Here is a 10,926-nt window from a genome sequence, read left to right as displayed (position 1 = left end):
AGTGGTGCTTGTTTTAAGTGATGCTTGTTTTAAGTGGTGCTTGTTTTAAGTGATGTTAGTATTACTCGAGCAGTGCAATTGTGATAGAAAACATTGCCCCAACCGATAACAGCGCTTATCCTTGGGGTAATTTTGTAATGAAAGTAAATTGGAAAGTCGATGTCAGCTACTCAAAGTAAATTAGATAAAGTATTAGCAGAAGCCAGAGATTACAAAGCCACTCGTGAAAAAGGCTACCGTGAACAAGCCTTAAAACTCTATCCTTGGATATGTGGCCGTTGTACACGTGAGTTTACTCATAAGAATTTATCTGAGCTGACGGTACACCATGTTGATCATAACCATGATAACAACCCGTCAGATGGCTCGAACTGGGAATTGTTATGCTTGTATTGCCACGATAATGAACATTCTCGATTTGAAGAGTTGATCCGTTATGGCAATACCACTGAAACCAAGCAAGAAGCCGCTACCTATAATCCATTTGCAGATTTAAAAGCAATGATGAAAAAGTAGCTTTGTTTACTGATACTCAGATGAAAAGCCCATATTTATGGGCTTTTTTGTGCTTGGCTGAAAGCTTTATTGCTCAGCTTTACAATTCAAGGCTGTTCAATTTCCGCTTGGGCTTTTAACCACTTCTCACGGCTGATGATCTGGCTATTATTACCGCCTTTCATTCGTTCTTTTCGTTGTGGCAGTTGTTGCCATACCGCTTGTTTTTTCTCTTCACTGGCTTGTCCCCAGCCAACAATTTCATTGATGTGGCGAAAACAGCCCATGCAGTAATCTGCTTCATTTAAGCCGCATTTGGCGACGCAAGGTGAGTGCATTGTTAATCCTTTACCGTTCTAAAGTCTTGGCATTTATTGATTAAACCATATAGACAAATTAAATAAATAAAACTAGGCTGCGACTAGCTATAGTTTATTGAATTAATTAAGTTATTTGCAAGTTTAATTGGTTGTAACTATGGCTTTGTTGTCAGTGTTTCGTTGGTTTTTTGCTATAATAAATAGCCAACTTGCTGCTTTATTGTGTCGCTATTGCGTGGAGAGTACCATGAAATCATGGTTTAATTTAGCTGTAAAAAATCTTGCTAGCCTGAGTAGTCGTTGCTGGTTTGCTCAGTTTCACCCCCTTATTATCACCTGTAAAAAACTGCTTAGCCTTATGAGTATCGGCTTGTTATCTTTAAGTTTAACGGCTTGTTCACTGCTAGAAGTTAAGCTTGAAAGTGGCGTTGAACCCTTACCTAAAGAGCAGATAAACATGCGTATGTTTAGCCGTGAATTTAGTTATAGCTTTTATGCTGAAATTGAAGCCACCGCAGACCGCATTGCAGCTAATAGCGATGATGACAACGTTAGAGCTAACACCTTAATGTGGAAAATTTACGCTGAGCAAAGCCTGCAGCGGGCTATATTCCAAGCCTCTCCAGTAGCGGCAATGCTCGATACTTGGGTGTTGACCGAGCAAATGAAGCAGTTTTATGAAACTGGTGCTGGCAGTGAGTTATTCGGTGAACAACAGCAGCTCGCGATAGATAGCAGTGAAAAATTAGCGGATCAATTCGTCTCGACAGTAAAAGGCTTTATTAGCAACCAAAAGTTCAAAAATAATCAAGCGTTTGTGAGCCAATATGTGGCTGAAAATCCGCTTGAGGATATTACCTTTACCCGCACTACTGCCTTTAATGCTTGGTTGGCTTTTAGCAATATTTCAGAGTTTGAAGCCATTACCACTTTTGGTTCAATGCCTGAGGTGATGAGTGATATGTCTGATCGTATGGCGATGACCACTGAGCAGATGCCAAAAATTCTTGGCTGGAAAGCCGAGTTATATGCACTTCATGCTGATGTTAGCGCCGCTGATATAGAATTAGCCCTTAAAAATATCAGTGAAACCACCAAAAAATTTCAGCAGTTAATGCAGCAAACCCCTGAAATGATGACCATGCTTGCCGGTGATATGCGAGTGGAGCTGGCGCCATTATTAGATCAACTGAGTGATGTCACAGATGATAAACTGCAGCAGTTATCAAAAGAGCGTGAATCACTAGCCTTAATTATTGTTCACGAGCGAGAAGCGTTAGCGCAAATGATTGCTGATGAACGCAGCGCTGCTATTCAAGATTTAGATGCACTAACCCAAAAAACCGTTGAATTAGTGTTTGCCCAAGTGATTGAGTTAATTAAAAGTGTGATTGTGTATTTCATTTTATTCTTAATTGCGATATTTTTTGCGCCTCTAGCTATGGGGGTTTGGTTAGGTAAACGCATGGCGGTTCGAAAGTCTGAACCCAAATCTAACCCTAAATCAGCTATCAAAGTCGCAGGTAGTGAGTAGTGAGAGTGCTTAATGATGGTGTAAACCATCAATCACACCAATAAACCATAGGATGCCAATGAGCACACAGATTGCCATGAACTGCGCGACAGACGCTAACAATTGTAGCGACAATAGCGCCAAGCTAGGCCAGCTTAGCGAGTGCTTACTAAAGCTAAATAGTTTGTGGCAAGTGAAAGCCTTTGATTGTCAGCAATTACCTTGGTCTGAGCAGTTTCCTTGCTTAGCCGCAAAGGTTTGGGCCATTGCTGATACTGACATAGAGGCACTAGATGTAGCTCAAGGGGCATTGGTATCGGCGTTACTGCCGTCATTGATGCAAGATATGCAGCAGTTGGGGATGAAAATTGATGGCTTAGCCGCGATGTTAAGCACATCGACAAATGGTGATGTATCGTTAACGAGACCAGAACCCAAATCGTTTGAAGCACACGCTGTAGAAATAGGCCTGTCTGACACTGAGCTTAGCCATTTCGGCGCCCATATCAAAGGCCGAAAGTGGCAGCAAATTACTGCTTTTTCAGCGCATATTCCTAAAGGAAACCCGATTGTTGAATGGTGTGCAGGTAAAGGCCATTTGGGACGTTATATTGCTAAAACCCATCAAGTTAAGGTTAGCAGTTTAGAGTGGCAACAAAGCTTGTGTGAGCAAGGCCAGCAGTTTGCAGACAAGTGGCAATTGTCGCAGCAGTTTCATTGTGTTGATGTGTTTAACTTAGCCAATAGTACATTAGGGGCCAACCCGCTAAGTTCAGAGCAACATGCCATTGCGTTACATGCCTGTGGTGATTTACATGTTAGGCTGCTGGAGTTAGCCGCTCAAGCAAACACCAAACAAATCTCGTTTTCACCTTGTTGTTATCATCTTATTCAAGCTAATTACTATCAGCCGCTATCCCATGCTGCAAAAAACAGTGGCCTTAAGCTATCGCGACATGATTTACAGTTGCCGCTGCAGCAAAGTGTGATTGCCAATGACAAGCAGCAAGCATTACGACATCAAGAAATTGCTTGGCGCTTAGGCTTTGATAGCTTGCAGCGAGATATTAGCGGTAATGATCGCTATCTGCCGATCCCCAGTGTTAAACGAAGCCAGTTATCGGCATCATTTAGTGATTTTTGTTATTGGGCTGGGGCGCAAAAACAAGTCAATATCGGCGCTGTAACCGACTTTGATGCCTATCTTGCTCAAGGGGTAGCTAGGCAAAGGCTAACTCAGCGTATCGATCTAGTCGCGCACCTGTTTAGGCACGCTTTAGAGCAGTGGTTATTACTGGATAGAATGTGCTTTTTACAACAGCAGGGTTATCAAGTTACCATGGTTGAATTTTGTGCAAACGAAATCACACCAAGGAATTGGTTAATTCAAGCTGAAAAATTAACCTAATTAAATAATTCTGTTCGAATAGTTTTCTAAGGTACTGTTTAATAGTTTTTATTTTAAATCCTCTTGATTAACCCCTTTAGTGATACAGTTAATACCCCAGCGATAAACTGCGGCTTTGGTAGATTTATATATTACTAATTGTGGTTTTGTATTGAATATTGAAGCTTTTCTTGTTCAAATGGCGGGTTAGTAGCAAATACCAATAAATTCGGTTGCCTAAGGCGGCCTTAAAGTGAGCGATTGATACGGTTTCATGAAATATTCCCGCGTTTTTATTAATAGTATGGCCTATGAGTTAGCACCCCAAGTGGTGTCTAGTCTAGACCTAGAATCTCGTCTTGCGCCGCTTTATCAAAAGTTTCGTATTCCAATGGGGCAATTAGCCGCTTTAACCGGTATTAAGGAACGTCGCTGGTGGCCAAAAGGTTATCGTTTATCTGACGGCGCTATCAGTGCTGCCCGTAAAGCGGTTGCTGAAACAGGTATCAATGTCAGTGATTTAGGGGCAGTTGTTTACACAGGCGTGTGCCGTGACCAACATGAGCCCGCAACCGCGTGCCGCGTGGCTGCAGAGCTTGGTGTGTCTAAAGATACCGCGATTTACGATATCAGTAACGCTTGTTTAGGTGTGCTTTCTGGCATTTTAGATATCGCTAACCGTATTGAGCTTGGACAAATTAAAGCCGGTATGGTGGTATCTTGTGAATCGGCGCGCGATATTGTTGAAGTCACTATCGACAATATGCTCAATGAGCCGACAATGCAGAATTTTGCCCAATCGCTAGCGACCTTAACCGGTGGCTCTGGTGCGATTGCGGTTATCTTAACTGACGGTAGCTTACCGCTTAAAAATACTCGTAATCATCAGCTATTAGGTGCCAGCCACTTATCGGCGCCTGAGCATCACGAGTTATGTCAGTGGGGCCTACAAGAAACCAGTCAAAAGTTATATCGTGAGTTTATGCGTACCGATGCCGTCACCTTACTTAAAGAAGGGGTTGATCTGGCTAAGCATACTTGGGAACACTTCTTAACTCAGCGTGAGTGGTTAGTGGATCAAGTTGATAAAGTGATTTGTCATCAAGTGGGCGCATCAAACCGCAAACAAGTGTTAAATGCTCTCAATATTCCTCATGAAAAAGAATTTCCAACTTATGAAACCTTGGGCAATATGGGCACGGTTTCGCTGCCAGTAACAGCGGCGATGGCCCACGACCAAGGCTTTTTAAAATTAGGCGATCAAGTGAGCTTTCTAGGCATAGGCAGCGGGTTGAACTGTATGATGCTAGGCATCAAGTGGTAATCATTTCGCTGGTTATAGAATAAGTATTATAAAATTGTAGGAAGCATCATGTTAGAAAATCTGTTGCCTTTTGATAGCCATTATTTAGACCGCAGTGGTAACAAACTGCATTATGTTAATGAAGGCCAGGGTGAGCCAGTGGTTATGGTTCATGGAAATCCAAGCTGGAGTTATTACTACCGTAACTTAGTCAGTGCATTAAGCACCAATTATCAGTGTATTGTGCCTGATCATATTGGTTGTGGTTTATCGGATAAACCTGATGACCCACAATACGATTACACATTAGAAAATCGTATTGATGATTTAGAAGCGCTGTTAGATCATTTAGATGTCAAAGAAAACATCACCTTAGTGGTTCATGACTGGGGCGGAATGATTGGTATGGGCTATGCTGCCCGTTATCCTGAGCGCATTAAGCGCTTAGTATTTTTAAACACAGCAGCATTTCACTTACCTGAATCTAAGCCTTTTCCTTGGGCATTATGGGTTTGCCGCGAAACTATTTTAGGGACGTTTTTGGTCAGAGGCTTTAATGCCTTTTCATCCATTGCATCCTATGTGGGTGTTAAACGTCAGCCAATGGCCAAAGCAGTGCGCGAAGCCTACGTTGCGCCATTTAATAGCTGGAAAAACCGTATTTCAACCTTACGTTTTGTGCAGGATATTCCGTTAAAGCCTGAAGATCGTAACTATGAGTTAGTTTCAAATATTGCTGATAGTTTATCTAAATTCTCTGAAGTGCCAACACTGATTTGTTGGGGACTACAGGATTTTGTATTTGATAAGCACTTTTTAGCAAAGTGGCGTCAATATATGCCCCATGCGCAAGTAAGAGAGTTTGATGACTGTGGTCATTATATTCTTGAAGATGCTAGCGAAGATGTCATCGGGCTTATTCAGAACTTTATGGCTAACAACCAGCAAAGCTAAACAGCGACCTTGGGCGTGATGAAATACTCATTATTCACGCCCAAGTTATAAACCAATGACATCAGGCTTATGACATTAAAAACGGCTAACATCTGTCGGCATTTACAAGATGCGGCAAATAACTTTCCTTCTCAATTAGCTGTCGCGGTGCAAACAGCGACATCTGCCAATCAAGCCTCTCACGCTTTAACTTATCAAGACGTCGATTTTGGCTCCCTAAACCAACAATCTGATGATATTGCCTATCGTTTAAATGCCTTTGGCCTTCAAGCTGGCATGAAAGCTGTGTTGATGGTGACCCCAAGCATTGATTTTTTCGTGCTAACGTTTGCGTTATTTAAAGCGGGCGTAATTCCTATTCTGGTCGATCCCGGTATGGGGGTTAAAAACTTAAAACAATGTTTTGAAGAGTCACAACCCGAAGTGTTTATTGGTATCCCTAAAGCCCATATTGCCAGAAGAATATTAGGTTGGGGTAAATCTTCGGTTAAGCTTTGCTTAAATGTGGGCGGCAGTAGTATTCAGCGTTGGTTATCAGGCGCAGTGAGTATTGACGCCTTGCCACAGGTTAGTGGATCATTTGCCAAAGCTTACCCCATGGTCACACTGTGTGATGATCAAATGGCGGCAATTTTATTTACCAGTGGCAGTACAGGCACCCCAAAAGGTGTGGTGTATTCCCATGGCATGTTTGAAGCGCAAATTAGCGCCCTTAAACATGATTACGGCATTAAGCCCGGTGAGCGCGACTTAGCGACTTTTCCATTATTTTCATTATTTGGCCCTGCACTGGGTATGGCATCTATTGTGCCAGCGATGGACGCCAGTAAACCCATAACCGCTAATCCTGAGTATTTATTCGCAGCGATTGAGAAATATCAATGTACTAATATGTTTGTTAATCCGGCATTGCTGGAGCGCTTAGGCGCCGCTGCTGAAACTAAAACCGCAGCCCAAAACCAAGCATTTACATTACCAAGCGTGCAAAGAGTTATTTCAGCAGGGGCGCCAGCAACCATCTCATCAATAAAGCGTTTTAGCAAAATGTTAGCAACAGGAGTTGAGGTGCTCAACTCTTATGGGGCGACAGAGTCTTTGCCGATTAGCATGATGCCAAGCAGCGAGCTGTTTGATACCACCGCCGCAACTGATGCTGGTAAAGGTATTTGTGTGGGTAAAGCCATTGATGGTGTTGAGATTAGCATTATCGATATTACTGAGTCAGTTATCAGCCATTGGGATGAAGCCGATATTTTACCTGTAGGAAAGATTGGTGAAATCGTCGTAAAAGGGCCGATGGTAAGTCGTGAGTATTATCATCGCGATAGTGCAACTAAGCTGGCCAAAATTACTGATGCTGACGGTATTCGACACCGCATGGGTGATGTCGGTTACTTGGATGAATTAGGGCAATTATGGATGTGTGGCCGCAAGGCCCATCGAGTTGATCAAACTCTAAAAGGTAGCCTTAGTAAACGTTATTTTTCAATTCCCTGTGAGCGGGTATTTAACACCCATAAACAAGTAAAACGTTCAGCACTGGTGAATATTGTCATTAATGGCAATATTGAACCACTGTTATGTGTCGAACTTGATAAAGCCATGACTTGCTCAAACAGTAAAGCGCTATACCAAGAGTTAGTTGATATCGCTGAAAAACATACACATACAATGGGTATTTCACGTTTTTTAATTCATCCAGATTTTCCTGTGGATGTCAGACACAACGCGAAAATATTCAGAGAAAAATTAGCTGTTTGGGCTCAAAAACAGTGGAAAGAATAGTGCAAATCGTTGCTGAAATGTTTGCCAACAATCAATTTTTATTAGCGTTCTCAATTAGGTAAATACATGCTTGAACTCGAAATGTTATTAAAGCCAGAACAGGCAGCCTTAGCTGCGCTTAAAAGTCGGGTTAACAAAGTATTTGTCACCGGGGCAGGTGGTTTTTTAGGTAAAGCGATTTGTACTCGTCTGCGAGCAGCAGGCATTGAAGTTAATGGTTTTGCTCGTGGTGAATATCCTGCATTAACGGCGATGGGCGTTAACATGTATCAAGGTGATATTAGCGATTCAGATGCGCTAGCAGCGGCGATGCAAGATTGTGATTTAGTGTTTCATGTGGCGTCAAAAGCGGGTGTTTGGGGCGATAGAGATAGCTATTTTGCCCCTAACGTTAATGGAACCGCTAATATCCTGCGTGCGTGTAAAGCATTAAAGATCAATCATGTGGTTTACACCAGTACTCCAAGTGTCACCTTTGCGGGTGAAGATGAAGCCGGTATTGATGAATCTTCCCCTTATGCCGCTAGCTTTTTAAACTTTTATGGTCACTCTAAAGCCATTGCCGAAAAAATGGTGCTAGAAGCCAATGGGCCGCAGTTGAAAACCACCGCATTAAGACCGCATTTAATTTGGGGACCTGAAGATCCACACTTGGTGCCAAGAGTGATAGCGCGGGCGAAAATCGGCAAGCTAAAGTTGGTGGGTAAACAAGATAAACTGGTTGATACCATTTATGTTGATAATGCCGCTTATGCGCATATTCTTGCGGCAGTAGACTTAACGCAACAAGCTAAGAGTGCAGGTAAGGCATATTTTTTAAGTAACGATGAACCTATCACTATGGCGGCCATGCTCAATAACATTTTAGCCTGTGTTGATATTGCTCCAGTGACGAAACGAGTTCCTGCTGGTGTGGCGTATAGCGCGGGTGTGGTATTAGAAACCATCTATAAAATACTTGGTAAACAGCAAGAGCCGATTATGACAAGGTTTGTCGCAAGACAATTATCCACCTGTCATTATTTTGATATTAGCGCCGCTAAAAACGATTTAGGTTATGAAGCGCTGATCAGTATTGACGAAGGTATGTTGCGCTTAAAAGCATCACTAAATTAAGCCGATAATTTAAATCGCTAATTTAAGTTGAAATTTAAATTATCAGCAAGGGATTACCAGTATACATGTTGTTGCTGGTGATCTTGTTTCATCACATCAGTTGTATATTATCTGTCATTATTATTAAAGCGCTGTGCAAATCACTAATCACTATAACCACTAGAATCCTCGTTGACTCATTGTTTATAACCGCAGTCACAATCTAAAACTTTAAATATGTAAAAACAACATCTTGCGCGCCATTCTTGGTTGTGATGTAACATTGTGTTTACAATGTGTTCAATATGAATAATCGCTAAACTATTGGTTAAAATTTTCAGCGCGCTATCTTAAATTCCTGTCCACACACATAGTAAAATAATTTAAATTCATATGTGGGCCTGGGAGAGCGAGATGCCAGATCAATGGAAACCAGCCACAGTAGCGATTCATGGTGGTCATATAAAGGAAGCGTTTGGCGCATTAGTCACGCCACTTTATCAAAGTGCCACCTTCGTGTTTGACAATGCCCAGCAGGGCGGAGCCAGGTTTGCCGGTGACGAACAAGGCTACATTTATACGCGTCTTGGTAACCCTACTACCGCAGAGTTAGAACGTAAAATGGCCTTACTTGAAGGGGCAGAATCTGCCGCTGCATGTGCCTCAGGCATGGCTGCTGTTTCAGCGGCGTTAATGACTCATCTGGAGGCTGGCGATCATTTAATTTCATCAAATGCGGTGTATGGTTGCACTTTTGCTTTGTTGAGTAGCCAACTAAAACGGTATGGCGTGGATACAACATTTGTAGACTTTTCAGATCCCTTAGCAATTGAAGCGGCAATTCAGCCTAATACTAAATTGGTATTTTGTGAGAGCCCTGTCAATCCGCATTTACAAGTATTTGATTTAACCGCAATAGCAGCTATTGCAAAGCGCAATAATTTGATAAGTATTGTTGATAACACCTTTATGACGCCTTTATTGCAACAGCCGCTGACTTTGGGTATTGATATGGTGATCCACAGTGCAACCAAATACTTAAATGGTCATGGGGATGTCATTGCAGGCATTGTTTGTGGAAGTGAAGCGCATATTCATCAATTAAAATACCAAATTCTTAAAGACTTTGGCGGTGTTATTTCGCCCCATGATGCATGGCTAATTTTAAGAGGATTAAAAACCTTAGATGTCAGGTTAAGCCGTCATTGTGACAATGCTGAAAAGTTGGCTGTTTACCTTAATCAAAATACAAAAGTAAGCAGTGTTTTTTATCCCGGGCTTGAAAATCATCAAGGCTTTAAATATGTCGGCAAACAAATGCGTCGAGCGGGTGGGGTAATCGCTTTTGAATTAATAGGGTCCGAACAAGATGCGATTAACTTTGTAAATAAATTAAAACTGTTCACGATAGCCGTGAGTTTGGGCGATGCGGAGTCACTTATTCAGCATCCTGCATCAATGACTCATTCACCCTACACCCCCGAAGCGAGAGCAGAAGCGGGGATAACCGATAATTTATTACGGATTTCAGTTGGGTTAGAAAACGTAGAAGATTTGATTATCGATATTGAACAAGCACTTTAGGTAATAAAACTTTTGAAAGCGATTTAAATACGGCTTTAGCAAGTAAAATTATTAGAAGTTTTTTGAAATTTAATGAGGATATTTGGAAGTTTAAGAAGGATATTTTGAAATTGAAGAAGAGTATTACTATTTGAAAGTGATTTATATTGGTTGCGGGAGCTGGATTTGAACCAACGACCTTTGCAGATTTATTAGGGTTGAGCCCGAACTGAGGATCTAAAAATCGACGCAATACACTTGAGCTTGAAAAGTGATGAAGAATATTTTGAAATTAAGAAGGGTATTTTTAAATTTAAGAAGAGTATTACTATTTGAAAGTGATTTAAATTGGTTGCGGGAGCTGGATTTGAACCAACGACCTTTGCAGATTTATAAGAGTTGAGCCCGAACTAAGGATCTAAAAATCGGTGCAATACACTTGAGCTTGAAAAGTGATGAAGAATATTTTGAAATTAAGAAGGGTATTTTTAAATTTAAGAAGAGTATTAAT

At 41.6% G+C, this 10,926-nt stretch carries 9 protein-coding genes; 8 read left to right on the top strand and 1 reads right to left on the bottom strand.

All coding sequences use genetic code 11. The features are described 5' to 3' along the window. Positions 1-159: 159 nt before the first annotated feature. Complete coding sequence (locus tag BCU91_RS16615) at positions 160-516, top strand: YajD family HNH nuclease (protein WP_076539886.1); 357 nt, start codon at positions 160-162, stop codon at positions 514-516. 86 nt (positions 517-602) lie between these two features. Here the strand turns inward: BCU91_RS16615 and BCU91_RS16610 are convergent, their stop codons facing one another. Further along, positions 603-833: a DUF1289 domain-containing protein gene (locus BCU91_RS16610; protein WP_102437673.1), complete on the bottom strand. Its 231-nt coding sequence runs from the start codon at positions 831-833 to the stop codon at positions 603-605. A 229-nt stretch (positions 834-1,062) separates the two neighbouring features. On the opposite strand from BCU91_RS16610, the gene BCU91_RS16605 reads away from it, so the two are divergent. From BCU91_RS16605 to BCU91_RS16575, 7 genes are all read left to right on the top strand, one after another. Further along, complete coding sequence (locus tag BCU91_RS16605; protein WP_347230786.1) at positions 1,063-2,349, top strand: chemotaxis protein; 1,287 nt, start codon at positions 1,063-1,065, stop codon at positions 2,347-2,349. 76 nt (positions 2,350-2,425) lie between these two features. Further along, complete coding sequence (locus BCU91_RS16600) at positions 2,426-3,736, top strand: methyltransferase (RefSeq protein ID WP_102531945.1); 1,311 nt, start codon at positions 2,426-2,428, stop codon at positions 3,734-3,736. A gap of 253 nt (positions 3,737-3,989) precedes the next feature. After that, positions 3,990-5,039, top strand: a complete 1,050-nt coding sequence (locus BCU91_RS16595; protein WP_076539890.1) for a 3-oxoacyl-ACP synthase III — start codon at positions 3,990-3,992, stop codon at positions 5,037-5,039. A gap of 48 nt (positions 5,040-5,087) precedes the next feature. Beyond that, positions 5,088-5,972 carry an alpha/beta fold hydrolase gene (locus BCU91_RS16590; RefSeq protein WP_102437671.1) on the top strand — a complete coding sequence of 295 codons (885 nt, stop codon included), beginning with the start codon at positions 5,088-5,090 and terminating at the stop codon, positions 5,970-5,972. A 69-nt stretch (positions 5,973-6,041) separates the two neighbouring features. After that, positions 6,042-7,757, top strand: a complete 1,716-nt coding sequence (gene oleC / locus BCU91_RS16585) for an olefin beta-lactone synthetase (protein ID WP_102531941.1) — start codon at positions 6,042-6,044, stop codon at positions 7,755-7,757. 66 nt (positions 7,758-7,823) lie between these two features. Continuing rightward, positions 7,824-8,873 (top strand): 2-alkyl-3-oxoalkanoate reductase, encoded by a 1,050-nt coding sequence (gene oleD, locus BCU91_RS16580; RefSeq protein ID WP_102437667.1) that lies wholly within the window; start codon positions 7,824-7,826, stop codon positions 8,871-8,873. A gap of 393 nt (positions 8,874-9,266) precedes the next feature. Beyond that, positions 9,267-10,436 carry an aminotransferase class V-fold PLP-dependent enzyme gene (locus BCU91_RS16575; protein WP_102531940.1) on the top strand — a complete coding sequence of 390 codons (1,170 nt, stop codon included), beginning with the start codon at positions 9,267-9,269 and terminating at the stop codon, positions 10,434-10,436. Positions 10,437-10,926: the final 490 nt, after the last annotated feature.

It is taken from the genome of Shewanella sp. 10N.286.52.B9, from assembly GCF_002873635.1.
Lineage (GTDB): Bacteria > Pseudomonadota > Gammaproteobacteria > Enterobacterales > Shewanellaceae > Shewanella.
Note: the sequence above shows the minus strand (reverse complement) of the source record. Positions and strands in the feature narration are given on the sequence as shown.

What these genes read in the sequence shown, in the direction of transcription:
- BCU91_RS16615 (WP_076539886.1), top strand. Translation starts at nt 160, where the DNA reads ATGTCAGCTACTCAAAGTAAATTAGATAAAGTATTAGCAGAAGCCAGA.
- BCU91_RS16610 (WP_102437673.1), bottom strand. Translation starts at nt 833, where the DNA reads ATGCACTCACCTTGCGTCGCCAAATGCGGCTTAAATGAAGCAGATTAC.
- BCU91_RS16605 (WP_347230786.1), top strand. Translation starts at nt 1,063, where the DNA reads ATGAAATCATGGTTTAATTTAGCTGTAAAAAATCTTGCTAGCCTGAGT.
- BCU91_RS16600 (WP_102531945.1), top strand. Translation starts at nt 2,426, where the DNA reads ATGAACTGCGCGACAGACGCTAACAATTGTAGCGACAATAGCGCCAAG.
- BCU91_RS16595 (WP_076539890.1), top strand. Translation starts at nt 3,990, where the DNA reads ATGAAATATTCCCGCGTTTTTATTAATAGTATGGCCTATGAGTTAGCA.
- BCU91_RS16590 (WP_102437671.1), top strand. Translation starts at nt 5,088, where the DNA reads ATGTTAGAAAATCTGTTGCCTTTTGATAGCCATTATTTAGACCGCAGT.
- oleC (WP_102531941.1), top strand. Translation starts at nt 6,042, where the DNA reads ATGACATTAAAAACGGCTAACATCTGTCGGCATTTACAAGATGCGGCA.
- oleD (WP_102437667.1), top strand. Translation starts at nt 7,824, where the DNA reads ATGCTTGAACTCGAAATGTTATTAAAGCCAGAACAGGCAGCCTTAGCT.
- BCU91_RS16575 (WP_102531940.1), top strand. Translation starts at nt 9,267, where the DNA reads ATGCCAGATCAATGGAAACCAGCCACAGTAGCGATTCATGGTGGTCAT.